We start from the raw sequence: 23,470 nt of genomic DNA on the forward strand, positions 1-23,470 counted from the left end.
CCCACGCGGCGGTTAATGGCGGGTGAAGTGAGGGTCAGCCTCGAGACGTTGCTACTCGCTTCTTCTCTCGGATGTAGACCTCGCGGCGCACTTTCGCCACGACGTCGCCTTCACTGTCAGTGATCACCGTCTCAAACCACTCCAACACCTTTGCTCCGCCGCGTGCACGTTCGCGAATCTCTGCTGCCTTCTCTTGCGGCACCTCGAACTCTGCGGTGAGTGTCCCTCGTCCCGGCTTGAGGAATTCGATCTCGCCTTTGGTATCCCACACCACGTAGCTCCGCCCGAGCTGGTGCATTAGCAGCATGAAAAAGTACGGGTCTGTCATGGCGGACATCGACCCACCGAACGCTGTTTTGACGTAGTTTCGGGTGAACACGTTCACGTGCAGCTCTACCGTGGCGTGCGTCCAATTCTCGCTGAAATGACGGATGCGGATGCCGTTGAAGAGGTTAGGTATCCACAGGCTCATGCCGATCGCGAGGCGGCGGGGTGTAATGCGCCTGTCGTCAGTGTGGCGGAGATGCGAGAACGTACAAAGCTGCGTAGAGGGGTGTCACTATTGTGGAGATCAGCGTATGAATAATCCTGTTGGTCGTGCCCGTGCCACCTTCGTATGGGTAGGGGGCGTGATCCCGCTCGCGCTCCTGCTCGCGTCGGCGCTTGTGGTCATCATCTGGCTGCCAGAGCTGCCAGATCCGGTCGCCACTCACTGGTCGGACGACGGTGTCGATGGTTTTGGTCCGAGTTGGACGTACCTGGTGATCCTGGGAGGGATCGCGGCGATGGTGCTCGCCTTCGCGCTCCTTGCGTGGTTCGCGCACCGCTTGCCACAGAATGGTCGTGCGGCGCCTGCCGCTGACGCGGGCAACTCGCAGTGGTCAACCAGTGCAAAGCTTCTCGGCGCAGTAAACCTCGGTCTCGCTGCCATGATGTCGCTCGTCTGCCTCGCATCGGCCGGCTCGCAACGCGGCCTTGCAGATGCAGCCGATGCTCCCGATATCGGTCTCGCCGTGCTGGTCGGATTTGCGTTGCTGATCGCGGGCACAGTGCTGGGGTGGATTTTGCAGCCACGCACACCGCTGCCGGAGTCGCATCGCACGGTAGCCCCAGCGGCGCCGCACACGACATCGACCTCAACATCAGGGCGGATGGTGTGGACAGGCACCGCGACCATCGCGCGGAGCGGTCGATATGTGCTGGGTGGGTGCGTGCTGGTGCTCGTTGCACTGACAATCATCATTCTCATGACGGATGACGGCGGTCTCGCGGCCGTCGTTATTATGTGCGCTTCCTGCGCCATCGTGATCGGGTCATTGGTCGCGGCGTCTACCTTCCGAGTGCGCATCAGCCCTGCCGGGCTCACCGTGCGCTCCCGCGTGGGCTGGCCGAAGGTCGAGATCCCCGCCGACGATGTGGAATCGGTGCGAGTGATCGAGGTCGACCCGTTCGGTGAGTTTGGCGGATGGGGTTTACGCTACGGTCTCGACGGGCGGTACGCCGTGGTGCTGCGTCGTGGAGAGGCACTCGAAGTGACACGCACTGCCGGGCGACGTTTTGTCGTCACGGTCGATGACGCGGAGACGGCAGCGGCGACGCTCGCTCTGGCTATACAGAAAAGCAGGTGAACGCATGAGGTCAACACCCCACGCTCTTCAGGTTTCGAAGGTGCACTGGCCAGCGGTCATTGTCTTCACTGTCATCGTCTGCGCCCTGGCCTGGTTGGTGATTCTGCCGCTCTGGCTCGGGGAAGGTCTTGCAGACCCGATGGCAGGCGTCTTGATATCCGCCATGATGTTCACGCCGGCCGTGGCGACGCTGATCGTCATGTGGGCGATGGGGGTGCCTGCTCGCGGGCAGCGGGCGCGCTTTCTCGGACTGTGGCCGCTGCGCCCAGCCAAACGCGTGGTCTGGCTGATGGTGGCAGGCTGGCTCGTGCCGCCAGTATTGGTAGCGCTCAGTGTCTTGGCGGCTGCGGCATTCGGGTTCGTGCAGCTCGACCTCACGTTCGCCGCTTTCTCTGCCGAGCTTGAGAAGATGCTCCCGGCCGGAACACCGCTACCTCCGGTCGAGGTCGTCGTCATCGCGCAGCTGGCGATGATTCCTTTGGGCGCGTTGATCAACAGCTTCCTCGCGTTCGGTGAAGAGCTTGGTTGGCGAGGGTGGTTGCTTCCCGCGTTGCGCCCCTTGGGCACTTGGCCTGCACTAATCCTCAGCGGCGTGGTCTGGGGTATCTGGCACAGCCCGATCATTCTGCTCGGGTACAACTTTGACCGCACCGACATCACCGGCGTGCTGTTTATGATCGGCGGCTGCGTTGCCTGGGGTGTGCTTTTGGGGTGGCTGCGTCTGCGATCAGCATCTGTCTGGCCCGCCGTGATCGCCCATGGTTCGCTGAACGCCGCTGCGGGTCTTATTTTCTTGGTCGCTGCCACGCCATCCGATCTCGCCCTTGCTGGTCCCCTCGGAGTTGCGGCGTGGGTCGTGCTCGCGCTGGTCGCCGTCGTGCTCAGCATCACCGGCCAGTTCCGGAAGCAGCCGGAACTCTCCGGCGGACCGGGGCGTCTGCTCTCCGAACCGCGCTCTTGACGGGCGGCGACAGTGGAGGTTGGCTAAGCAAATGAACCCCACGCCTGACGCCTGGTTGCAGACTGATGCGTTCCTCGCAGACACCCTCATAGGCGTCGACGATGCGCTCGAAGAGGCTCTTCGTGCACAGCGTGCAAATGGCCTGCCCGCCATCGAGGTCGCCCCCGTTGCCGGCAAGTTCTTGCACTTACTCGCACGCATCTGCGGTGCGCGGCGGGTGTTGGAGATCGGTACCCTCGGCGGTTACTCGACGATCTGGCTCGCGCGCGCCGTCGGCGCGGACGGCCGGGTCGTGACGATCGAGGCAGAATCCGCGAACGCCGCTATTGCTCGCGCCAGTATCGACGCCGCTGGCATCGGGGAGCGCGTTGATATCCGGGTGGGCAGGGGAGCAGACGTATTGCCGACGCTTGTCGGCGGTTTCGATCTGGTGTTTATCGATGCCGATAAGGAATCGAACACGCTGTACCTGGACTGGGCGGCGAAGCTTGGTCATCCAGGCACCGTCGTTGTGCTGGACAACATCGGACGCGCGGGGGAGATCATCCGTGACGACACCACTGACTCCCAAGTGATCGGCACACGAGATGCCCTCAAGATGCTGGGCGACGATCCTCGGTTCGATGCCACCGCACTCCAGACAGTCGGAGCGAAAGGCTGGGATGGCGTCGCGGTCGCGGTCGTCGTCTGAGCACAGCAGGTTCCTTACTCTGTCGGATGCCTGGGGCTAGACTGGGCGCGGATCGACGACGCTCCACACAACGTTTTCCCCCTGAGTAAGGAGCACATCAGTGGCACTGATCGAGGCTGTAGGCGCACGCGAGATTCTTGACTCGCGCGGAAACCCGACCGTAGAGGTAGAAGTTCTCCTCGACGATGGCATCGTCCAGCGGGCGGCCGTCCCCTCTGGTGCATCCACTGGTGCGTTCGAGGCGTACGAGCTTCGCGATGGCGACAAGGACCGCTACGCCGGCAAGGGCGTGCTCAAGGCCGTCGACGCCATCATCGATGAGCTCGGACCGGCACTTGAGGGCATCGAGGCGAGCGAACAGCGCATCGTCGACGAGATCCTGATCGAGGTCGACGGCACCGAGAACAAGAAGCGCGTCGGCGCGAACGCCATCCTCGGCGTGAGCCTTGCAGTTTCGAAGGCCGCCGCAGACTCGGCCGACCTGCCGCTGTTCCGCTACCTGGGTGGCCCGAACGCGCACGTGTTGCCCGTTCCGCTGTTCAACGTGATCAACGGTGGCTCGCACGCCGACAACGGCATCGACATGCAGGAGTTCTTCCTCGCGCCGATCGGCGCCGAGACCTACTCCGAGGCGCTGCGTTGGGGTGTCGAGACCTACCACGTGCTGCGTGCAGAGCTGAAGGCTGCTGGCTACGCCACCGGCCTCGGCGACGAGGGCGGCTTCGCCCCCGACCTGCCCAGCAACCGTGAAGGACTCGACTTCCTGGTGAAGGCGATCGAGAAGGCTGGCTTCACGCCTGGCACCGACATCGCGCTTGGCCTTGACGTCGCTGCGACGGAGTTCTTCAAAGACGGCGTCTACCGCCTCGACAACAAGGACTGGGACGCGGCAGCGCTCACCGAGTACTACGTCGGGCTCGTCAACGACTTCCCGATCGTCACGATCGAAGATGCGCTGGCCGAAGACGACTGGGACAGCTGGAAGCACCTCACGGATGCCCTCGGCTCCAAGGTGCAGCTTGTGGGTGACGACCTGTTCGTCACCAACCCGCAGCGTCTCGCCGACGGTATCAAGCGTGGCGTCGCCAACTCGTTGCTCGTCAAGGTCAACCAGATCGGCACGCTCACCGAGACGCTCGACGCGGTCAGCCTCGCTCAGCGCTCCGGTTACACGGCGATGCTCTCGCACCGCTCAGGTGAGACCGAAGACACCACGATCGCCGACCTGGTCGTCGCCACCAACGCGGGCCAGATCAAGGCAGGCGCCCCTGCTCGCAGCGAGCGCGTTGCGAAGTACAACCAGCTCCTGCGCATCGAAGAAGAGCTCGGTGACGCCGCGGTCTTCGCCGGTCGTTCCGCGTTCCCGCGCTCGCAGGCCTGAGCACAACTGACACAGAGAGAAACGCCTCGACACTCGCGTCTAAAAGTCGCGAGTGTCGAGGTACGACGAAGGAGGAGCCGTGGCACGTCGACCGGCTCCTCCTTCGTCGTCTCCAGCACCGAAGGGCGGCGCAGACGCTCCGGCTCCGCAGCGTGCGAAGCGAACACGCGGCACGACGCCGCGTGTCGATGTGCGTGAGTGGGCATCTGGCATCCGACTTTCGGCTTTCTCCGTCATCATGCTCTCGCTCGTGGTGCTCGGCGCCTGGGTGCTCGTTCCGACGCTCGGGACATATATCGATCAGCGCCAGAAGATCGCCGCGCTTGAAGCTTCGGTGCAGGTGAGTGAAGACGAGATTGCGGCCCTCGTCTCCGAGCGTGAGCGGTGGAGCGACCCGGCCTACATCACCACCAAGGCACGAGAGCGCCTCTACTACGTCAAGCCTGGCGAGGTCGTCTATCTGATCGACAACGACCTCGATGCTTCGGCTCTCCCGCGTGAGCAAGATCCTGTCAGCGAAACGCTCGAAGAGAAGCCGACGGACTGGATGCCGCAACTCTTGCGCACGATCGTCTCTACCGGTCTGAGTTCTACCGCAACGGTCGCTCCGTAGGCGAGGCTCCGAGCGACTTCTCGGGCGGCTCCCCTACGCTGGGGGAGTGACTACGCCGCCTTTCTCTGCCCCCACGCCTGCCGAACTCGCCGTCGTATCGGCCCAGCTCGGTCGCGAAGCTCGCGGCGTGGTCGGTATCGCAGCCCGCTGCGTCTGCGGTAACCCGACGGTGGTTGCAACGACGCCCCGTCTTCCAGACGGAACGCCGTTTCCGACGTTCTACTATCTGACGCACCCGGCAGCGACAGCGGCGATGTCAACGCTTGAGGCAACTCAGGTGATGCCGGAGCTGGCGGCGCTCCTGGCCGAAGATGAAGACGTTGCCGCGGCGTATCTCGCCGCGCACGAGGCGTTCCTCGCCGATCGTGCACAGTTTGGCGATGTGCCTGAGATCGACGGCATTTCGGCTGGAGGCATGCCCACGCGCGTGAAGTGTCTGCATGCTCTGGCCGGACACGCGCTGGCCGCGGGGTCGGGGGTTAACCCCATCGGTGATGCGGCGCTCGCACGGTCTTCCTGGTCCCCATCGAACTGCCGGTGTGAGAACCCTGGCGCTGCGACACACGAAGGCACGACTGACTAACCATGACCACCCGTCGGACGCTACGCTCCGCCGCCGCCATTGTGGTGGTGGCGGTGTCTGTGCTGCTCACCGGTGCCACCGCCACCCCGCAACCTGTTCCTGATGATCCGGCCGATCCGGTGCGCGCGTCAGAGTATTGGCTCGATGGGGCGGGAATCCGCGAGGCATGGCAGACCACGCGTGGTGAAGGCGTCACGATTGCCATCATCGATACCGGCATCGGAAAAGTGCCAGGAGTGTTTGATGAGGCCGTTGTCGGCGGCACCGATGTCTCCGGCGCTGGTACGCCAGATGGTCGCACTCCGTTGGGCGCTGTCGACGGAAACCACGGTTCCTGGGTGGCCTCTCTTGCTGCGGGGCGCGGTGCGGCCGACGGTACGGGAATGATTGGCGTCGCCCCAGAGGCCAATCTGCTGTCGATATCTGTAGGGTTTGGTGCTGCGGCCGCTGTTCCCTTTACCGAGCAGGTGGCAAATGGCATGCGGTGGGCCGTCGACAACGGCGCCGACATCATCAACCTGTCGTTCACCACCAACACCCTCGACTGGGACGAAAGCTGGGACGACGCATTTCTGTATGCCTTCGAGAACGACGTCGTGGTCGTCGTTGCCGCTGGCAATAGGGGCAGCGGAACGAACATCATCGGTGCACCAGCGACAATCCCGGGCGTGCTGACCGTCGGCGGTGTGGATCAGACCGGTACCGCCAGCGTGGAGGCCTCGACCCAAGGAATTACGATCGGCATCTCTGCCCCCAGCGAGGGGTTGATCGGTGTCTCCGCCGACGGAGAGGTTGTCTCTTGGCGGGGGACCAGTGGTGCGGCTCCGATCGTGGCGGGAGTGGCTGCGCTGGTGCGCGCCGCCCACCCCGACATCACAGCGAACGACGTCATCAATCGCATCATCTCGACTGCCATCCCGGTACCGGACGCGGCCAAACCGCAAGATCCGCTTTACGGATACGGTTTGGTAGACGCCGAAGCGGCCGTTACGGCCGACATCGCTCCGGTGAGTGAAAACCCGATGGGTGACCTGGCGGAGTGGATTCGGGTCTTCCGAAAAGCGGAGACGGAACCACTACCTGCGCCCACTGTCACGGCAGTCGAAGTGCCGCCGCTGCCAGCCGCCGATGTGCCAACAGAGGCCAGTTCACCGTTGCTTCCCAGCGCTGATTCATTGCGCTACGGTACCCTGCCGCTCATTGCGGTCACGGTCCCTGGTATCCTGGTAGCGCTTGGCGTCACCGCAGCTGCCCGGCGCATCCGATCGGCGCGCATTCCCGTACGCCAAATCCACGACTCCGAGGAGTAGTTCTTCTGTGCCTCAGAACAGCACTGTGCCCAAGATCCTGATCGTCGGCGGAGGGTACGCAGGTTTCTACACCGCCTGGAAGCTCGAAAAGCACCTGCGCAAGGGTGAGGCGGAGGTGACCATGGTTGACCCGCTGCCGTACATGACGTACCAGCCGTTCCTTCCTGAAGTTGCCGCCGGCGGCATCGAAGCCAGGCACTCTGTGGTTGCGCACCGCCGCCACCTCAAGAGCACCCACGTCGTCACCGCCAAGGTGACCGGCATCAACCACGCGCAAAAGGTCGCCACGATCACGCCGCCAGTTGGTGACCCATACGAGTTCGCGTACGACCAGATCGTCGTCACCGCTGGTGCCGTCTCACGTACGTTCCCGATTCCGGGGATCGCCGACAACGCGATCGGACTGAAGACCATTGAAGAGGCAGTCGCGATTCGTGACCGCGTCATGTCCAACTTCGACAAGGCCGCTTCGTTGCCTGCTGGCCCCGAGCGCGACCGTCTGTTGACTGTCGTCGTTGTCGGCGGTGGCTTCGCTGGCATCGAGGTCTTTGCTGAGCTCCGCTCGCTGGCTTCTTCGCTTGTGGGAAGGTACCCGCAGCTGAGCTTCGAAGACACGCACTTCCACCTCATCGAGGCGATGGGGAGGATCATGCCAGAGGTCTCGCTGCCGACCAGCGAGTGGGTCTTGAAAGACCTCGCAAAGCGCGGCGCGAACGTACACCTCGACACGCAGCTCACGAGCGCGGTTGACGGCAACGTCGAGCTCTCCACCGGCGAGGTCATCCCGACCGACGTCATCGTGTGGACCGCCGGTGTCATGGCAAACCCCACCGTCGTGCGCGGCGGCGACCTGCCGGTAGAGGAGCGTGGTCGCATTCAGACTCGCGCCGATCTGCGCGTCGGAACCCCCGAAGCATTTGTCGAGGGCGCATGGGCTGCGGGCGACGTGTCGGCTGTCCCTGACCTCTCCGGTGGCGGGGTTGGTGGCAACTGCGTCCCGAACGCTCAGCACGCCGTTCGTCAGGCCAAGCTTCTCGCGAAGAACCTTGTGGCTGTGCTCCGCGGAGAAAACCCGCGGGACTACTTCCACAAGAACCTCGGCGCTGTCGCAGGTCTTGGTCTCTACAACGGTGTCTTCCAGTCCGGCAAGATCGCCCTCAAGGGCTTCGTGGCCTGGGTGGCGCACCGCGGTTACCACGGCCTCGCAATGCCCACATGGGAGCGCAAGTTCCGTGTGATCGGTGGCTGGTGGAACAACCTGTGGCTCGGCCGCGACCTCGTGAACCTTGAGACAGTGCAGAACCCGCGCTACGTCTTCGAAGAGTTCGCCGCTCGTCCGCGCCCAGCTGCTCCCGCCGCACCGGCAGAGGAAGCAGCCAAGCCAGCTGCAGCCAAGCCAGCTGCGAAGAAGCCGGCCGTCAAAAAGCCCGCTGCGAAGAAGCCCGCAGTCAAGAAAGACGCAACGCCAGAAGAGACCACTACCAAGTAGCGCTCTCTTCACAAGACGATCGGCCCCGTGTGCTCTGCACCGGGGCCGATCGTCGTTTTCGATGCGTTCGCTGTGAGGCGACGCACAGGTGAAGCCGCTAGTTTGGGCGCTGAAAGGGAGCAATCCCGTCTGCAATGTCGTCGTTACTCTCGTCGGCTCGCATCACAAACAGGACGGGTATACCGATGCTCCCGATGACCGAAGCCGATCCTGGCTTCACTGGACTCACCGGCTTCGCCGCCGACGTCCTCACCGCCCTCGGCGATATCGGCGTGGGTGTGCTTGTTTTTCTCGAGGTCTTGATCCCTCCGATTCCCAGCGAGGTGATCCTGCCGTTTGCGGGGTATCTCAGCCAGAGCGGCTCTCTGAACCTGGGGTGGCTCATTTTGTGGAGCACCGTGGCTTCGTGGCTCGGCGCCCTTCTGCTCTACTGGCTCGGTGCTGCGATCGGCATGGACCGCGCTGTGCGGATGATCGCAGCCACGCGCCTCGTCAGCCGTACAGACCTCGAACGAGGATCCGAGTGGTTTACTCGCAGCGGCGGCTGGACTGTTTTGGTCGGACGCATGTTGCCCGGTGTTCGTAGCCTGATCTCCATCCCCGCCGGGGCATCTCGGATGAACCTCGTCCTTTTCAGTGTCTACACAATCATCGGCAGTGGCCTCTGGAACACCCTGCTCATCGGCATCGGGGCAGCGCTCGGCACCCAGCATGCGCTACTGGAGGGATACCTCCAGTACCTCGACTACTTTGTGTACGGTGCGATTGCGATCGCACTTGCCGTTCTCATCGCACGACGCGTGCGAGAGGCCGCTGTTACGCGCCGCGAGACGAAGGCTCGCGCGGCAGAGAACGTCGAAAAACACAACGAATAATCGAGTACCCCCGGTCGGACTCGAACCGACACTGTAGCGATTTTAAGTCGCCTGCCTCTGCCATTGGGCTACGGGGGCTACACCGCCAGCTTATCGTCGCCCACGGGCAGGCCACGTCGTGACGCTGAGCGTGAGCCGGTAGACATGAACCCCGTAGGGTGGGGGAGTGCTCGATCTCACTGATGAACTGAGCCCTGCCTCTGATGCGTCCACTGTGGCGCCTGAATGGGAGAACCCGGCTCGATACTGGTCGCGCCTCGCAGCAGTGACAGCGCATTTGCCCGCGCCGGTCGCGGTGATTGACCGCGAAGCTCTGCGCTACAACGCGATGGATTTGTTAGCGCGTGCGGGGGGACTTCCTATCCGCGTGGCTTCAAAGTCGGTCCGGGTACGGTCCGTGATGGATGCGGTGCTGAAGCTTCCAGGATTTCGAGGCATTCTCGCGTTCACCCTCGAAGAGGCACTCTGGCTCGCTCAAGACCACGAAGACATCGTGCTCGGCTATCCCACCGTCGATAAGGCGGGGGTCGCCCGGCTCTGCGCAGACGAGGAGGCCGCTAGACGCATCACCTTGATGGTCGACGACCTCGCCCACCTCGACATGATCGACAGCGTGGTCAGTCCTGCGAAGCGTCCAAATATCCGTGTGGCGATCGACGTCGATGCCTCCTGGCGCTCAGCGTTGCTCGGACATATTGGCGTACGCCGGTCGGCGTTGTTTTCGCCAGGTGAGGTGGCAGCGTTTGCGCGCAAGGTCAACGCACGCCAGGGCTTCCAGCTCGTCGGTCTGCAGATGTACGACGCACAGATTGCTGGCCAGGGTGACAGTGCCGGTTCTGATGCCCCGCTGATCCGGATGGTTCAGGCGCGCTCACGCTCTGAACTGCGGGAGCGAAGGGCCGCCATCGCCGAGGCGGTGAGCACCGTCGCACCGTTGGAGTTTCTCAACGGCGGCGGCACGGGGTCTTTAGAGTTCACCGGAAGCGACGAGTCGCTCTCCGAGGCGAGCGCAGGTAGTGGCCTGCTCGGTGGTCATCTGTTCGACGGCTACCGGTCGTTCCGCCCCGCACCTGCCTCGGCATTTGCTTTCGACGTCGTACGGCGCCCCGCGGCGGATATGGTCACGGTGCTCGGCGGCGGGTGGATCGCTTCCGGGCCGCCCACGGCGTCACGACAGCCGCGCCCAGTATGGCCAGCGGGGCTCAAGACCCTCTCGCGCGAAGCGGCAGGCGAGGTGCAAACACCGCTTCAGGGTTCTGCTGCCGCATCAATCGGGGTGGGCGACCGCGTCTGGTTCCGGCACGCAAAAAGCGGCGAACCAGCCGAGCGCATCGAGCGGTACTACTTGGTTTCTGGCGACGACATCATCGACGAATTGCCCACGTATCGTGGCGAGGGAAAGGCCTTCTTGTGACACGAATCGGCGGCGCATGGCAAAACTGGAGTCGCTCAGCGGCGGTGCGTCCCGTGCGGGTCGAACGTCCACGCAGCGCCGAGGGAGTGCAGCGGGCTGTCGTGGCTGCTGTGCGACAGGGCCTCTCGGTGAAGGCAGTGGGGGCAGGGCACAGCTTCACGGGAATTGCTGTGGCACCAGGGGTTCTGCTGGAACTTGCCGACCTCCAAGGTCTCGTTGCAGCCGATGCCGCTACCGGAAGAGTCACTCTTCTTGCTGGCACCCGGCTGCACCGCATCCCCAGGCTGCTTGCACCGCACGGCCTGGCGATGCAGAACCTGGGCGACATCGATCGGCAATCGATCTCCGGCGCCATCTCGACGGGCACGCATGGCACGGGGGCACAGTTCGGCGGACTCGCGACGCAGGTTGTCGGGGTGACGATGGTGACGGCGGCTGGCGAGTTCGTTCGCATCGATGAAGAGCACCAGCCGGAGTTGCTTCCGGCAGTGACACTCGGACTGGGCGCGCTCGGCATCATCGTTGAAGTCACGCTGCAGTGTGTTCCGGCCTTTGTGATGCATGCAATCGATGAGCCGGCACCGCTTGACGATGTGCTTGCCACCCTCGATACACGCGTTGCGGAGTCTGATCACTTCGAGTTCTACTGGTTCCCGCACACCAGAGTGGCGCTGACGAAGCGCCAGAATCGCTTGCCGGAGTCGACCGCTCGCAAGCCCCTCCCCAAAGTAGGGCGGTGGATCGACGAATCCCTGCTCTCCAATGGGGTTTACCGCCTCGCCTGCGCCGCAGGACAGGTTATCCCTGCGGTCACCCCGCACTTCAGCCGGATTGCTGTCAAGCTGACCGGTGATCGTGAGTACACCGACCTCTCGCACCGTGTGCTGACTCAAAGGCGTAGCGTGCGGTTCCACGAGATGGAGTACGCGTTGCCGGCAGAGAATGTCGTCGCGGCATTCGCAGCCGTGCGTGCTCTCGTTGAGCAACGAGGGTGGCGGATTGAGTTCCCGATCGAAGTGCGTTTCGCGGCGGCGGACGACCGCTGGATGTCGACAGCCTACGACCGCGCGAGTGCGTACATCGCGGTTCATCGATACTGGCGCGCAGACCCGACGGAATACTTCGACGCGGTGGAAAGCATCCTGCGCGAGTTCGGTGGACGTCCGCACTGGGGAAAGATGCACACACTGACAGCGAATTCGCTGCGTGAGCAGTACCCGCGATTCGACGACTTTGTCGAGCTACGAAACCAGTGGGACCCGGAGCGCAGTTTCGGCAACCGCTACCTGGAACGGGTGCTGGGAAGCTAGCAAGCTCCCGGCTGGCCATGCATGCCCAGTCCACGTGCAGACTGCGCGTCTAGGATAAAAGAAACATGAGGAAGGTGGGCCTCTGATGGAATGGCTCGTGCCGGTACTGATCGTTGTCGGAGTAATCCTGCTCATCGGCATCTATCTGTGGGCCACGTACAACTCGTTGGTGCAGCTGAAGGTTCGCGTCGATGAGGCGTGGAGCGGCATCACTGTGCAACTGAAGCGACGAGCCGACCTGATCCCCAACCTGATCGAGACGGTCAAGGGCTACGCCTCGCACGAGAAAGCGGTGTTTGAGAACGTCACTCGCGCTCGCGCCGAGACGCTCTCTGCCGGTGGACCAGGAGAAGCGGGCATTGCAGAGGGTCACATCCAGCAGGCTCTGCGTAGTCTCTTCGCCGTGGCCGAGGCCTACCCCCAGCTTCAAGCGAGCACAAACTTCTTGCAGGTGCAGCAGGCACTCGTCGACACCGAAGACAAGATCCAGGCAGCGCGCCGTTTCTACAACGGTGGCGTGCGGGAGCTCAACACCAAGATCAAGGTGTTCCCGAACAATCTGTTCGCCAAGGGGCTGGGATTCACCGAGCGCGAGTTCTTCGAGGTTGCCGACAGCAGCGCAATCTCGGAAGCGCCGCGCGTACAGTTCTGAACTAAATACAGTTTCGAGCTAAATACAGTTTCGAGCTGATGCTCGCCTCTGACCGACGTTTACCAGGGCGATAGGGCGAGACCAGTCTCTGTGAAGGTGACCTCGCCACGAACGCTCCATGTTTCGGTGCGGTAGGTGGCCTCGCGCTGTTTGCCGTCTAGGCCGATGCCAGCGACTGTCGCTGTCAAAACTCCGTCTTCTGCGCTGAACCCGCCGTCGGCTGCCAGCACGATGACAGGCAGCTGCTCGACGCGATAACGAAACTCTGCCGCTGACTGGAACTCCGTACCCCAGGGGATCTGAATCCCGCATCTCTCGGGGGCGGCTGCTGCCGTCTCAGTGCACGCAGAGAGGTGCTCATCCAGTTGCGTCTGGGCGACAGCTGTGGCTTCGGGGCGTATCGCCGCATCGAGCGCCACCTGTTGCTCGTTGCCAGGCAACACAGCGCGCACCTCTTCCGCGTCGAGCAAAGCCGTCGGGGCTGCGGTGAATGTGTAGACGGCTGGCACGAGAGCGATCTCTTCGTCTCCTGGCACGGTGGTGTCGCCCACGGCCACAAAGGAACCGATAGTCGAGGCAAACACGACAGTACCGAGTCCGGAGGAGTCGACGACAAAGCGACCGTCGACGGACGTCAGTGATATCTCGGCAACTGTTTGCTCGCCGTCGAGCGCGAATGAAACCTCGGCGATCGCGGTCTTGCTGTCATCACCAAGAGTGACCACCCCCAGCTGTGCGTCTTCGATGAGCGCGGAGGCACCGGCGAATGCCTCGAGCGAGGCAGGGGAGACGTCGATAGCGGTGGCTTCGATTTGCCGAGAGTCGCCCGACTCCAGCGCGCGCAGGTACTGGAGCGTCACATCTTCGGGGGTCTGCAACCTCGGCATCGCCTGCCACGCCCACACGCCAGCAAGTGCGGCGGCGACCACGACGGCGCCAGCTACCCACCACATGCGCCTTTTCATTCGGCGCTCTCCCTGGTGTGAGCACTCTCCCTGGTATGGGTATGCCGCCGTGCGGTGGGATCAAGAGCGGTCAGGGCGCTGTGGAGCGCCGTGGTGGCGTCACCCCAACCCGACACCGAGACATGTTCAAGTCCTTGCCAGCGCGCAGCCAGACCAAGTTCAGCGGCGATAGGCTCGGCGTCTTCGGGGCGTGCCTGCGGTTCCCACCACGCGGATTGCACCTGCAGGGTGGACTTCGCACGGTCGGCTTTGAGGTCGACGCGGGCCACAATGCGATCGCCCACGAGCACAGGAAGCGAGTAGTAGCCAAACCGACGCTTGTGCGCTGGCACGTAAATCTCGATGCGGTAGTCGAGTTCGAATACCCGAAGCGCGCGCTCTCGAAACCACACCACAGGGTCGAACGGGGTCAGTATCGCCGTCGCATCGATTTTGCGCGGAAGCACCGCATCTCGATGCCGCCAGGCCGGCAGCGGGCGACCGCCGCGTTCCCATCCCCGCACCTCGACAGGCAGGAGGTCACCGGTATCGACGAGTTCCGCGATCGAACGAGCAATGATCGCTCGATCGCGGATGCGGTAGTAGTCGGCCAGATCTGCCTGAGTCGCAACTCCGCTGGAGCGGGCGGCACGGCGCACCAACTCGCGAATAGCGTCTTCACGTGAGACCTCCGTGGAGCGGATGTGGTCGGGAACGACCTGTTCTGCAAGCGCGTATGTGCGCTCGAAACCCTTTCGTCCGCTGACGGCGACATCTCCAGTGCGCCACAGGTGTTCCAGCGCAAGCTTGACGTCGTCCCAGTCCCACCAGGTTCCGCGTTCCCGCGGAGCGTCGTCGCGCAGATCGGCTGGGCGCAGGGGGCCGCGTGTGCGCAACTCGTCTTGCACCCACTGCAGAGTGCGAGCATTGCTGTGCGCCCAGGAGCCCTCATCGGTCCAGCGCCGCCGAAAGTCCTCCATCCGGAACCGCCAAAGGGGCCAATCCTCGATCGGTACGAACGTCGCCTCGTGGGCGAGATACTCCACATAGTGGGTGGTGCGCGAGAGAAAGACCTGGTCAAGCAGCGCCGGCTCATACGCGCCGAGCCGGGAGAAGAGCGGGAGATAGTGCGACCGTGCGAAGACATTGACCGAGTCGATCTGTAAGACACCGAGCCGATCCATGGTGCGATGCACATGACGTGCCCCGACAATCGCTGGCCTGGCTCGTGTGAACCCCTGAGCGGCGAGAGCAATGCGCCGCGCCTGAATCGAGCTGAGGGTGTCCGTCATCTCGCCAGCGTAACTGTGGCTGCGGACATCGTGCTCGACGAAGAAGATGCACGATGCGGCATACAACATAACCGTAGAATTGTGCGATGAGCGAGGAACAGCGACCCCGGCTGCGAGATCTCTTTCTTCCGCGCCCGGTCTCCACTGACCGCACAGTGACAACAGAGGCAGACGAAGCTGTCCCTCTGCCGTTGCGCACGACAGCGAGCTACGCCTGGCGGTTGCTCATTATCGCCGCGGCCATTGGCGTCTTCATTTGGCTCGTGATTCAGCTCAAGCTCCTGGTCATCCCACTGATGGTCGGTATTTTGATCACCGCTCTGCTCTGGCCAGCCTTTTCGTGGATGCTGCGACGGCATCTTCCGCGCTGGCTAGCGATTGCGATCTCGCTGATCGGCGCGGCAGCGATCGTCACAGGGTTGATGTGGCTCGTCGTCTGGCAGGTTCGGGCGGAGCTTCCCTCTGTTCGGCAGCGGACGACAGAAGCACTCGACCAGTTTCAGGTCTGGCTGCACGATGGGCCTTTGAACCTCTCCGACACAGAGATCGCGAACTACCTACAACAGGGCCTCAACCTGCTCAACGAACAGGCGCAGGTGCTGTGGACCGGAGCTCTGGCGATCGGCACGACGGTCGGCCACGTCGCCACCGGTGCCGTGTTGTCGTTGTTCATTCTCATCTGCCTGCTTGCGGATGGCGCGGGCATCTGGCGCTGGACGCTGAAGATGTTCCCCCGTACCGCTCGTCCTGCTGTCGATGGTGCGGCTCGCAACGGCTGGACGACGGTGGTGAACTACGCGCGAACTCAGCTGTTCGTGGCGACCATCGACGCGATCGGTATTGGGCTTGGTGCATTCCTGCTCCAGGTGCCTCTCGCGATTCCGGTCGCCGTGCTGGTGTTCCTTGGTTCGTTCATCCCGATCGTGGGTGCCGTGGTCACCGGCGCCGTCGCCGTGTTCCTCGCGCTCGTCTACAACGGCCCGTGGATTGCCCTCTGGATGCTTGTCGTCGTGCTCGCTGTCCAGCAGATCGAGGGACACATTCTGCAGCCGATCATGATGGGCTCTGCCGTGAAGGTTCACCCTCTCGCCGTGGTTCTCGTGGTGGCGGGTGGAGCGATGATCGCTGGCATCCCAGGGGCGCTGTTCGCCGTGCCTCTCGCAGCGTTCTTTAACGTTGCAGCCGTCACGGTGAGCACCGGCTCGTGGCGGACCGGAGCGGGGCCAAGCGGAGATCTCATTTGGAGCACAGTGCCGCGCGAGCGGAGACGGAGGAATTGATGAGCGTAGTCCCCAGTCTGACCGAGTTCGAACAAGCAGCTCAGAGTCTGGCTGAGGTGATTTCGCACACACCGACTCTGCCGTCACGCGCACTCTCTGACGCGCTAGGCGCCCCCGTGCTGCTGAAGATGGAGAACCTGCAACGTACGGGTTCCTTCAAAATTCGGGGGGCGGCCTACCGGCTATCCAAGCTCAGCGCGGAAGAGCGCTCTCGGGGAGTGGTTGCTGCCTCCGCTGGCAACCACGCACAGGGGGTCGCGCTTGCCGCTCAGGCTCTCGGAATCCCCGCGACCATTTTTATGCCGATCGGCGTGCCAGTGCCAAAGCTGCTCGCCACGCGTGGATACGGTGCCGAGGTGGTGCTGGAGGGCGAGACGGTCGCGACCTCGTTGCGGCTTGCGGCGGAGTTTGCCACACGTACCGGTGCCATGATGATTCACCCGTTCGATCATCGCGACGTCGTCATCGGACAGGGAACCCTCGGGCTCGAGCTCTTAGAAGACGCCCCAGAGGTCGATACTGTCGTTCTAGGTATTGGCGGTGGCGGACTGATCGCCGGCGTTGCAGCGGCTGTGAAAGCGCGCGCTGCTGAACTCGGACGCACAGTTCGCGTGATCGGTGTACAGGCCGAAAATGCAGCGGCCATGCCGCCATCGCTCGCGGCAGGTGAGCCGGTCGACATCGTCACCCGCCCCACGATTGCCGATGGCATTCTGGTGGCGCGCCCAGGCGCAATCCCGTTCGAGATCATCAAAGACCTCGTCGATGAGGTCGTCACGGTGTCTGATGACGACCTCGCCCGCGCTATTTTGGTGCTGCTAGAGCAAGCCAAGGTGATCGTCGAACCAGCGGGCGCGGCCGGAGTCGCTGCAATTCTCGCTGGCAAGGTCACCGCGACCGGCACCACGATGGCTGTGCTCTCTGGCGGCAACATTGATCCGTTGCTGCTGCAGCGTGTGGTTTCGCACGGGCTTGCGGCATCTGGCCGTTACCTGACGATTCGTATTCCGATGCCCGACCGGCCCGGTCAGCTCGCCCGTGTATCTGAGCTGATCGCCGAGGCTGGCGCGAACGTCATCGAGGCGATGCACACCCGGCACGGACATGGATTGCAGATCACCGAGGTGATTCTAGAACTCAGTGTGGAGACCCGTGGTCCTGAGCACTCAGAACATACGCTCGACACACTGCGTCGCGCAGGGTTCGAGCCCATGCTCGTTCCGGATTGATCGGCCTCAGAAACATATGCAAAATGCCCCGGCAACCTCATGGTTGCCGGGGCTTTTGCCGTGCAAAATCTCTAGCCAGCGTAGGTGTCGACCTTGACGATCTCGACGCTGATGGAGCGTCCGTTCGGCGCTTCGTACGAAGACTTCTCGCCGACCTTGAGGCCCAGAATGGCTTGGCCCAACGGGCTCGCCTCACTGTAAACGTCGAGGTCGCTTTCGGCGGCGATCTCGCGGCTGCCCAGCAGGAAGACTTCTTCACCGCCAGCGACGACGGCCGTGACCACAGTGCCGGGTTCAACAATGCCGCGGCTGGCTGGAACCTCGCCGACCTTGGCGGTCTTCAACAGATTTTCCAGCGTACGGATGCGCGCCTCTTGCTTACCCTGCTCATCCTTCGCGGCGTGGTACCCGCCGTTCTCCTTGAGGTCACCCTCTTCGCGAGCCGCTTCGATACGCTTGGCGATCTCATCGCGGCCGAATGTGGAGAGATGCTCCAGCTCGGCAACGAGTCGGTCATACGCTTCCTGCGTGAGGAAGGGCACCTGAGCGTCGGTGGACATGACGAAGCTCCTTCTTTAGGATCCCTCGACATACGGCGGGGGATATGCCAAGACGCCCCGGCACGTTGCCGGGGCGTCGTTTGTCTGGCACGAGTCTAAGCGACCCAGCAGGTGTTCACCAAACCTGTCGTTGCCCTTGCAACGGTGGGGATGCTGACCGTCAGCGCCTGCGACTGGCTCTCTGCTGCATCGATTTCGACGATCTTCCAGCCGACAACGCCGAACTCTTCATCCAGCGCCTCGAGAGCACAGACGACGTCGCGTCCCTGCACGCCGGTGACCTGGAAAGTGAGGCTGACAGAGTGCTCATCCACGAGCTCGAAGCCAAGGTCGTCTGCATCAACAGAACCCATCGACTGAGCGACAGTCATCCAACTAAAGGCACCGACGACCAGCAGGGCGACGGAGCCACCGATGATCCAGGGCAGGCGTCGTCTGGGGGTTCGACCGTAGCGTTCGTCGAGCTCTTGCGCGGTAGTCACAGGGAGGTCTTCCTGTCGTTAGGCTGGAGTTACCAGGTTATGCGACCTGCGTATGAAAGGCCGCCTCATGCTCGTTTTCACCGAGACCCCGATGCCGACACCCGTGATGACTGTCGAGCCGGAGTCAGTGACCCCCGGGTTTATCGGCTTCGCCGCGATTGTCGTCGTCGTGATTGCGGTCATCCTTCTGATCTGGGACATGAACCGTCGTATCCGACGAGTCCGTTACCGCGAAGAGGTGCGCGACGAGCTCGACGCCGAGGAGGCTGCGATCGCCGAAGAAGGCTCCGCAGCCGGACCAGGCGCTGCCACGTCGCCAGAGGCGAGCGCTGCGGACAACCCGCCGGAGAACGAAGATCCAGCCGCCCGCTGATTCGTCTGCTGCAGGAGGCGGGTTACGCCGCGCCGAGTGATGGCGACAACGGCGCGAGAGCGATGAGCAGGCACGCTGTCCAATGGCACAGGAACGCCAGCACGGTGCATACGTGGAAGATCTCGTGGAAGCCGAAGTGGCCTGGCCACGGGTTCGGCTTCTTCATCGCGTAGACGATGGCGCCTCCGGTGTAGAGGAGTCCACCGACGATGACCAACACCATCATCGCGACGTTCGCCTCAAGAAGGTCACCGAGATACATCACTGCCGCCCAACCGAGCACCAGGTAGAGGGCGACATAAAGCCAGCGCGGGGCGTTGATCCAGAAGACGCGGAACAGAATACCGAGGAGCGTTCCGCCCCACACCAGCGAGAGAAGTAGCACGCCTTTTTGCGGAGGTAGTGCGAGTACAGCGAGCGGCGTGTACGTTCCGGCGATCAACAACAGGATGTTTGCGTGATCGATGCGCTTCAGGATCACTTTGGTCTTCGGCTGCCAGTCCAGACGGTGGTACAGCGCGGAATTGCCGAACAGCAGAAGCGACGTGAGCATGAACACCGCTGATGCCCACTTCGCTGCGGCGCCTTCTGCCGCGAAGATGAGCACGATTCCCGCGACCAGCGCCACGGGGAAGGTAGCGGCATGGATCCATCCGCGCCAGCTGGGTTTGATCTCTACGGCCGCATCCACCTCTGCCGCTTCAAGGAGGGGGAGCTGAGGGACATCAGGACCAGAATGTTCGGGAGTGCTCACGCTTTCACTCTAAGCCGATGCGCATACCCGGCAGGGCACATATCCTCAGCGTACGCACACCATGCCACACGGCCTCACGCGGTAGCGTAGGGACGTGATTTCCCGCGAGAGCCCGGTGCGAGGGCCGCTGTACCGGCTCTACACGAACCGTTTGCGTCGGCACCTTGATCCCGCGTCGGTTCCGCACCACGTCGCGATGATGATTGACGGTAACCGTCGGTGGGCGCGCCAGCTTGGCCTGGACACCCCAGCCGATGGACACCGCGCTGGCGCTGCCAAGATGCGCGAGTTCTTGGAATGGTGCGACGAGCTCGGCATCCGGGTGGTGTCGCTGTATCTTCTGTCCAGCGACAACCTCCGAAAGCGTGACTCTGCCGAGCTCTCCGACCTCATCGAGATCATTGCCGAGCTGGCAGAAGCGCTGTCTCAAGAGGGCAACTGGCGCGTCCAGCACGTCGGGCGAGCCGACATTCTGCCGCCCGAACTCGCCAGCGTGCTCGCAGATGCAGAAGAGCGCACCAAGAACCACACCGGCCTGCACGTGAACCTCGCTGTGGGTTATGGCGGGCGCCACGAGATTGTCGACGCGGTGCGCAGCATCATCACAAAGCACGAAGCATCCGGCGGAACGTTGGAAGACCTCGCCGCCCATCTCACGCCGGAAATGATCGGTGAGCACCTCTATACCGGCGGGCAACCCGACCCTGACCTTGTGATTCGCACGAGCGGAGAGCAGCGACTCAGCGACTTTCTCTTGTGGCAGAGCGCTCACAGTGAGTTCTACTTCGTCGAGGCGCTGGGGCCCGACCTCCGTCAGGTTGATTTTCTTCGTGCCATTCGCGACTACGCAGACAGGGATCGGCGGTTCGGACGCTAAGCGCGCGGTCACGCGAAGTTCACCACTTCGTAACGCACCCGTCGCGTGTCGAGGGCGTCTTAAGCGAGTGTCTAGTCGTACGTTCTAGTCATCGGGCAAGGAGCCCGTTCGAGTCGGCCTTGAGGTCTGTGACTCGTGACCCCCTGGTCGACTCGTTCGAATAGCCGGGATTCTCCCGGGTCGGGAGTGGGTCGTGACCACACGTACAGCGCAGCAGTCCAGCAGCACAGCGCATCAGTCCACCCGTAAGACCACGAGGCACGCGTCTGGTGTTGATCCAGATCAGGATCTGCGCACCTACGTCCTCGATACCTCCGTGTTGCTGAGCGACCCACAGGCGTTCTTCCGGTTCGCCGAGCACTCGGTCGTGCTCCCCGTCGTCGTCATCACCGAGCTTGAAGGAAAACGTCACGATCCGGAGATCGGCTACTTCGCCAGGCAGGCACTGCGCCACCTCGACGATCTCCGTATCGAGCACGGTCGCCTCGACTTTCCTGTGGAGGTCGGCGAAGGCGGAACCCTGAGGGTTGAGCTGGCGAATACTGACGCTTCCGTGCTCCCTGCGGGTATTCGTCTCAGTGACAATGACACGCGCATCCTCTCGGTCGCCATGCACCTCTCGCAGGACGGCCAAGACGTCACGATCGTCTCGAAAGACCTCCCTATGCGCGTCAAGGCTGCATCGCTCGGCTTGCGCGCTGAGGAGTACCTTGCAGAACAGGCTGTCGATTCCGGCTGGACCGGCATCTCGACCCTTGACCTCTCTGGCGACGACATCAGCGATCTGTACGAGAGTGAAGTTGGCATCAGCGAGCAGGCGCGGGGGATCCCGGTGAACACCGGGTTGATCATCCACTCCGAGCGGGGATCCGCGCTGGGGCGCGTCACCGGCGACGGCGAGTATCGGCTGGTCCGCGGCGACCGTGACATCTTCGGGATGCATGGGCGCTCGGCAGAGCAACGCATCGCGATCGATCTGCTTCTCGATCCTGACGTAGGCATCGTTTCGCTCGGTGGCAGGGCCGGCACCGGAAAGTCGGCGCTCGCGTTGTGCGCTGGACTCGAGGCCGTGCTGGAGCGGCAGCAGCAGAAGAAGATCATCGTCTTTCGGCCACTGTTTGCGGTCGGCGGACAGGAACTCGGATACCTCCCCGGTGACCAGGGCGAAAAGATGGGTCCGTGGGGGCAAGCCGTCTTCGACACGCTGGGATCGGTGGTCTCCGGAAATGTTGTTGAAGAGGTCATCGCCCGCGGGCTGCTCGAAGTGTTGCCCCTCACACACATCCGCGGACGCTCTTTGCACGATGCGTTTGTGATCGTCGATGAGGCCCAGTCGCTCGAACGGAACGTTCTGCTGACCGTGCTGAGCCGCATGGGACAGAACTCCCGCGTCATCCTCACGCACGACGTCGGACAGCGCGACAACCTGCGCGTGGGGCGGCACGACGGGATCGCCAGCGTGATTGAGACGTTGAAGGGCCATGATCTGTTCGGTCACGTCACTCTGACCCGCTCTGAGCGCTCCGCGATCGCGGCCCTCGTCACCGAACTCCTCGAGGGCGGCGAGCTCAGCTAACCCCCCGCCCCGTCCCCCCGGATGCATGAACAAAACCCACATGGCTGAGGGCCTGTGGCCCAGGCCTCAGCCACGCGCGTAGCGCTCATGCATCCGGAGGGGAGGGTAGGAGGCGTGTGGTTCTGCACCGGAGCGTGATCCGCGCGATTGTCCACCGGTGATGCGGCACCGGCACCCTCAGGTCGTCAGCGGCGGTGATGATGAGTCGGTGATCGATGTTCCCTTCCTCCTCAGCCAGCTCGGGGGAGTCGCCCGCGGAGTCACGCTGCAAGCGCTTGGTTGTTCGCGTTCGCGCCTGGGGTCTGAGGTGAGGGCAGGACGTATTGTGCGGGTACGACCAGGGGTGTTCGCATCGCTGCATGCCCCGGACGAGGTCGTATGCGCGGCGGCGCATGGCGGTGCGCTTTCCTGCGCCAGCTCGCTCGATGCGATGGGCGTGTGGACACTCGAGCCACCAACGCAAGTGCACGTCTGGATGGGGCTCGGAGGTCGCGGTCACCATCCGCAGTCGTGCGGGTGCGTCTCTCACTTCACGCCAGGACACATGCGAATCGGTCTCGCCCCGATCGAGCTCGCGCTCGTGCACGCGTTCGTCTGTTACGGGGCGGAGTTCTTCTTCGCCGCGTTTGAGTCTGCCTGGAACAAGCGGATCCTGAGCGCCGGTGCGCGCGCGAGCGTTCGCGATTCACTACCAGCGACAGCGCGCTGGTTAGTCGATTTTGCGCGCGCGGACGCCGACAGCGGTCTGGAATCGTTGGTGCGACTACGGCTCCATCTCATCGGCATCAGGGTGCGCACGCAGGTCACCATTGAGGGAGTCGGGCGAGTCGACTTCGTGATCGAGGGACGCGTGATTCTGGAAGCAGATGGCCGAGAAAACCACGCCGGATCCGTGCAGCGTCATCGCGATCTCGTCCGGGACGCCGCGGCATCAGATCTCGGCTTCGAAACGCTGCGGTTCGACTACGCGATGATCCTCTATTCCTGGGATGTGGTGGTGGCCGCAGTGCGCGCAGCCATCGCACGATCCCGTTCATGACTCCTCCACCTGCATGATCCGTTGACATATGCATGAGGTTTTACCTGCAATACCTCATGCATGTGGCGAGAGGTCATGCATGTGAGTGGGGAGGGGGAAGAGAGGGGGAGGAAGGGAGGGGGAGACGGCAGATGCCGCGAGGAACAGGTCCTCGCGG

24 protein-coding genes and 1 tRNA gene are annotated in these 23,470 nt (G+C 63.1%); 18 read left to right on the plus strand and 7 right to left on the minus strand.

Annotated elements, in window-relative coordinates:
- Nucleotides 1-34: 34 nt before the first annotated feature.
- Nucleotides 35-472: a DUF4442 domain-containing protein gene (locus AB0O87_RS07075; RefSeq protein WP_363513325.1), complete on the minus strand. Its 438-nt coding sequence runs from the start codon at nucleotides 470-472 to the stop codon at nucleotides 35-37.
- Between the two features lie 106 nt (nucleotides 473-578).
- On the opposite strand from AB0O87_RS07075, the gene AB0O87_RS07080 reads away from it, so the two are divergent.
- The 9 genes from AB0O87_RS07080 (at nucleotide 579) to AB0O87_RS07120 (ending at nucleotide 9,531) form a co-directional block, all read left to right on the plus strand.
- Nucleotides 579-1,628: a DUF1648 domain-containing protein gene (locus AB0O87_RS07080; RefSeq protein ID WP_363513328.1), complete on the plus strand. Its 1,050-nt coding sequence runs from the start codon at nucleotides 579-581 to the stop codon at nucleotides 1,626-1,628.
- Between the two features lie 4 nt (nucleotides 1,629-1,632).
- The gene (locus tag AB0O87_RS07085; protein WP_363513331.1) at nucleotides 1,633-2,589 is read left to right on the plus strand and encodes a type II CAAX endopeptidase family protein; all 957 of its coding nucleotides are present in this window, start codon (nucleotides 1,633-1,635) and stop codon (nucleotides 2,587-2,589) included.
- Between the two features lie 31 nt (nucleotides 2,590-2,620).
- Nucleotides 2,621-3,280, plus strand: coding sequence for an O-methyltransferase (locus tag AB0O87_RS07090; protein ID WP_363513334.1), 660 nt, complete (start codon nucleotides 2,621-2,623; stop codon nucleotides 3,278-3,280).
- 100 nt (nucleotides 3,281-3,380) lie between these two features.
- Complete coding sequence (eno, locus tag AB0O87_RS07095) at nucleotides 3,381-4,661, plus strand: phosphopyruvate hydratase (RefSeq protein ID WP_363513337.1); 1,281 nt, start codon at nucleotides 3,381-3,383, stop codon at nucleotides 4,659-4,661.
- A gap of 79 nt (nucleotides 4,662-4,740) precedes the next feature.
- Nucleotides 4,741-5,274, plus strand: coding sequence for a septum formation initiator family protein (locus AB0O87_RS07100; protein WP_363513340.1), 534 nt, complete (start codon nucleotides 4,741-4,743; stop codon nucleotides 5,272-5,274).
- Nucleotides 5,275-5,320: 46 nt separating this feature from the next.
- Complete coding sequence (locus tag AB0O87_RS07105) at nucleotides 5,321-5,857, plus strand: DUF501 domain-containing protein (protein ID WP_363513343.1); 537 nt, start codon at nucleotides 5,321-5,323, stop codon at nucleotides 5,855-5,857.
- Nucleotides 5,858-5,859: 2 nt separating this feature from the next.
- Nucleotides 5,860-7,167: a S8 family serine peptidase gene (locus tag AB0O87_RS07110; protein ID WP_363513346.1), complete on the plus strand. Its 1,308-nt coding sequence runs from the start codon at nucleotides 5,860-5,862 to the stop codon at nucleotides 7,165-7,167.
- A 25-nt stretch (nucleotides 7,168-7,192) separates the two neighbouring features.
- Nucleotides 7,193-8,656, plus strand: coding sequence for an FAD-dependent oxidoreductase (locus tag AB0O87_RS07115; RefSeq protein ID WP_363516126.1), 1,464 nt, complete (start codon nucleotides 7,193-7,195; stop codon nucleotides 8,654-8,656).
- 194 nt (nucleotides 8,657-8,850) lie between these two features.
- The gene (locus AB0O87_RS07120) at nucleotides 8,851-9,531 is read left to right on the plus strand and encodes a DedA family protein (RefSeq protein ID WP_363513349.1); all 681 of its coding nucleotides are present in this window, start codon (nucleotides 8,851-8,853) and stop codon (nucleotides 9,529-9,531) included.
- Between the two features lie 5 nt (nucleotides 9,532-9,536).
- Here AB0O87_RS07120 and AB0O87_RS07125 read toward each other — a convergent pair.
- Nucleotides 9,537-9,609 (minus strand) — tRNA-Leu (locus tag AB0O87_RS07125).
- A gap of 88 nt (nucleotides 9,610-9,697) precedes the next feature.
- Between AB0O87_RS07125 and AB0O87_RS07130 the strand changes: the two genes are divergently transcribed.
- From AB0O87_RS07130 to AB0O87_RS07140, 3 genes are all read left to right on the plus strand, one after another.
- Nucleotides 9,698-10,945 carry an alanine racemase gene (locus AB0O87_RS07130; RefSeq protein ID WP_363513352.1) on the plus strand — a complete coding sequence of 416 codons (1,248 nt, stop codon included), beginning with the start codon at nucleotides 9,698-9,700 and terminating at the stop codon, nucleotides 10,943-10,945.
- Nucleotides 10,942-12,255: a D-arabinono-1,4-lactone oxidase gene (locus AB0O87_RS07135; protein WP_363513355.1), complete on the plus strand. Its 1,314-nt coding sequence runs from the start codon at nucleotides 10,942-10,944 to the stop codon at nucleotides 12,253-12,255. Before AB0O87_RS07130 ends, AB0O87_RS07135 begins: the two co-directional genes overlap by 4 nt.
- A gap of 85 nt (nucleotides 12,256-12,340) precedes the next feature.
- A complete protein-coding gene (locus AB0O87_RS07140; RefSeq protein ID WP_363513358.1) occupies nucleotides 12,341-12,907 on the plus strand; it encodes a LemA family protein in 567 nt (188 codons plus the stop codon).
- Nucleotides 12,908-12,966: 59 nt separating this feature from the next.
- On the opposite strand, the gene AB0O87_RS07145 is transcribed toward AB0O87_RS07140, so the two are convergent.
- A complete protein-coding gene (locus AB0O87_RS07145) occupies nucleotides 12,967-13,872 on the minus strand; it encodes a hypothetical protein (protein ID WP_363513361.1) in 906 nt (301 codons plus the stop codon).
- Nucleotides 13,869-15,143 (minus strand): crosslink repair DNA glycosylase YcaQ family protein, encoded by a 1,275-nt coding sequence (locus AB0O87_RS07150; RefSeq protein WP_363513364.1) that lies wholly within the window; start codon nucleotides 15,141-15,143, stop codon nucleotides 13,869-13,871. The genes AB0O87_RS07145 and AB0O87_RS07150 overlap by 4 nt, the downstream gene beginning before the upstream one ends.
- An 86-nt stretch (nucleotides 15,144-15,229) precedes the next feature.
- On the opposite strand from AB0O87_RS07150, the gene AB0O87_RS07155 reads away from it, so the two are divergent.
- Nucleotides 15,230-16,423, plus strand: coding sequence for an AI-2E family transporter (locus AB0O87_RS07155; protein WP_363513367.1), 1,194 nt, complete (start codon nucleotides 15,230-15,232; stop codon nucleotides 16,421-16,423).
- Complete coding sequence (ilvA, locus tag AB0O87_RS07160) at nucleotides 16,423-17,652, plus strand: threonine ammonia-lyase (protein WP_363513370.1); 1,230 nt, start codon at nucleotides 16,423-16,425, stop codon at nucleotides 17,650-17,652. The genes AB0O87_RS07155 and ilvA overlap by 1 nt, the downstream gene beginning before the upstream one ends.
- 71 nt (nucleotides 17,653-17,723) lie before the next feature.
- On the opposite strand, the gene greA is transcribed toward ilvA, so the two are convergent.
- Both greA and AB0O87_RS07170 read right to left on the minus strand, forming a co-directional pair.
- Nucleotides 17,724-18,212: a transcription elongation factor GreA gene (greA, locus tag AB0O87_RS07165; RefSeq protein ID WP_363513373.1), complete on the minus strand. Its 489-nt coding sequence runs from the start codon at nucleotides 18,210-18,212 to the stop codon at nucleotides 17,724-17,726.
- A gap of 95 nt (nucleotides 18,213-18,307) precedes the next feature.
- Nucleotides 18,308-18,694 (minus strand): DUF4307 domain-containing protein, encoded by a 387-nt coding sequence (locus tag AB0O87_RS07170; RefSeq protein ID WP_363513376.1) that lies wholly within the window; start codon nucleotides 18,692-18,694, stop codon nucleotides 18,308-18,310.
- A gap of 67 nt (nucleotides 18,695-18,761) precedes the next feature.
- Here AB0O87_RS07170 and AB0O87_RS07175 point away from each other — a divergent pair, with 67 nt between their 5' ends.
- On the plus strand, nucleotides 18,762-19,067 hold the full coding sequence (locus AB0O87_RS07175) for a hypothetical protein (RefSeq protein WP_363513379.1): 306 nt from the start codon (nucleotides 18,762-18,764) through the stop codon (nucleotides 19,065-19,067).
- A 22-nt stretch (nucleotides 19,068-19,089) separates the two neighbouring features.
- Here AB0O87_RS07175 and AB0O87_RS07180 read toward each other — a convergent pair whose 3' ends face one another.
- On the minus strand, nucleotides 19,090-19,821 hold the full coding sequence (locus tag AB0O87_RS07180) for a hemolysin III family protein (protein WP_363513382.1): 732 nt from the start codon (nucleotides 19,819-19,821) through the stop codon (nucleotides 19,090-19,092).
- 97 nt (nucleotides 19,822-19,918) lie between these two features.
- Between AB0O87_RS07180 and AB0O87_RS07185 the strand changes: the two genes are divergently transcribed.
- The 3 genes from AB0O87_RS07185 to AB0O87_RS07195 all read left to right on the plus strand — a co-directional run bounded on the left by AB0O87_RS07185 (nucleotide 19,919) and on the right by AB0O87_RS07195 (nucleotide 23,313).
- Entirely contained in the window at nucleotides 19,919-20,698 is a 780-nt protein-coding gene (locus AB0O87_RS07185; protein ID WP_363516129.1) for an isoprenyl transferase, read from the plus strand.
- A 289-nt stretch (nucleotides 20,699-20,987) separates the two neighbouring features.
- Nucleotides 20,988-22,274: a PhoH family protein gene (locus AB0O87_RS07190; RefSeq protein ID WP_363516132.1), complete on the plus strand. Its 1,287-nt coding sequence runs from the start codon at nucleotides 20,988-20,990 to the stop codon at nucleotides 22,272-22,274.
- A gap of 160 nt (nucleotides 22,275-22,434) precedes the next feature.
- Complete coding sequence (locus tag AB0O87_RS07195; protein ID WP_363516135.1) at nucleotides 22,435-23,313, plus strand: DUF559 domain-containing protein; 879 nt, start codon at nucleotides 22,435-22,437, stop codon at nucleotides 23,311-23,313.
- Nucleotides 23,314-23,470 lie beyond the last annotated feature (157 nt).

This window comes from Microbacterium sp. NPDC076768 (assembly GCF_040687205.1).
Taxonomy (GTDB): domain Bacteria; phylum Actinomycetota; class Actinomycetes; order Actinomycetales; family Microbacteriaceae; genus Microbacterium.

Excerpts from the sequence above, each read along its gene's own strand:
- AB0O87_RS07075 (WP_363513325.1), bottom strand. The coding sequence starts at position 472 with ATGAGCCTGTGGATACCTAACCTCTTCAACGGCATCCGCATCCGTCAT.
- AB0O87_RS07080 (WP_363513328.1), top strand. The coding sequence starts at position 579 with ATGAATAATCCTGTTGGTCGTGCCCGTGCCACCTTCGTATGGGTAGGG.
- AB0O87_RS07085 (WP_363513331.1), top strand. The coding sequence starts at position 1,633 with ATGAGGTCAACACCCCACGCTCTTCAGGTTTCGAAGGTGCACTGGCCA.
- AB0O87_RS07090 (WP_363513334.1), top strand. The coding sequence starts at position 2,621 with ATGAACCCCACGCCTGACGCCTGGTTGCAGACTGATGCGTTCCTCGCA.
- AB0O87_RS07110 (WP_363513346.1), top strand. The coding sequence starts at position 5,860 with ATGACCACCCGTCGGACGCTACGCTCCGCCGCCGCCATTGTGGTGGTG.
- AB0O87_RS07120 (WP_363513349.1), top strand. The coding sequence starts at position 8,851 with ATGACCGAAGCCGATCCTGGCTTCACTGGACTCACCGGCTTCGCCGCC.
- AB0O87_RS07140 (WP_363513358.1), top strand. The coding sequence starts at position 12,341 with ATGGAATGGCTCGTGCCGGTACTGATCGTTGTCGGAGTAATCCTGCTC.
- AB0O87_RS07145 (WP_363513361.1), bottom strand. The coding sequence starts at position 13,872 with ATGAAAAGGCGCATGTGGTGGGTAGCTGGCGCCGTCGTGGTCGCCGCC.
- AB0O87_RS07150 (WP_363513364.1), bottom strand. The coding sequence starts at position 15,143 with ATGACGGACACCCTCAGCTCGATTCAGGCGCGGCGCATTGCTCTCGCC.
- AB0O87_RS07155 (WP_363513367.1), top strand. The coding sequence starts at position 15,230 with ATGAGCGAGGAACAGCGACCCCGGCTGCGAGATCTCTTTCTTCCGCGC.
- ilvA (WP_363513370.1), top strand. The coding sequence starts at position 16,423 with ATGAGCGTAGTCCCCAGTCTGACCGAGTTCGAACAAGCAGCTCAGAGT.
- greA (WP_363513373.1), bottom strand. The coding sequence starts at position 18,212 with ATGTCCACCGACGCTCAGGTGCCCTTCCTCACGCAGGAAGCGTATGAC.
- AB0O87_RS07175 (WP_363513379.1), top strand. The coding sequence starts at position 18,762 with ATGCTCGTTTTCACCGAGACCCCGATGCCGACACCCGTGATGACTGTC.
- AB0O87_RS07195 (WP_363516135.1), top strand. The coding sequence starts at position 22,435 with ATGCGGCACCGGCACCCTCAGGTCGTCAGCGGCGGTGATGATGAGTCG.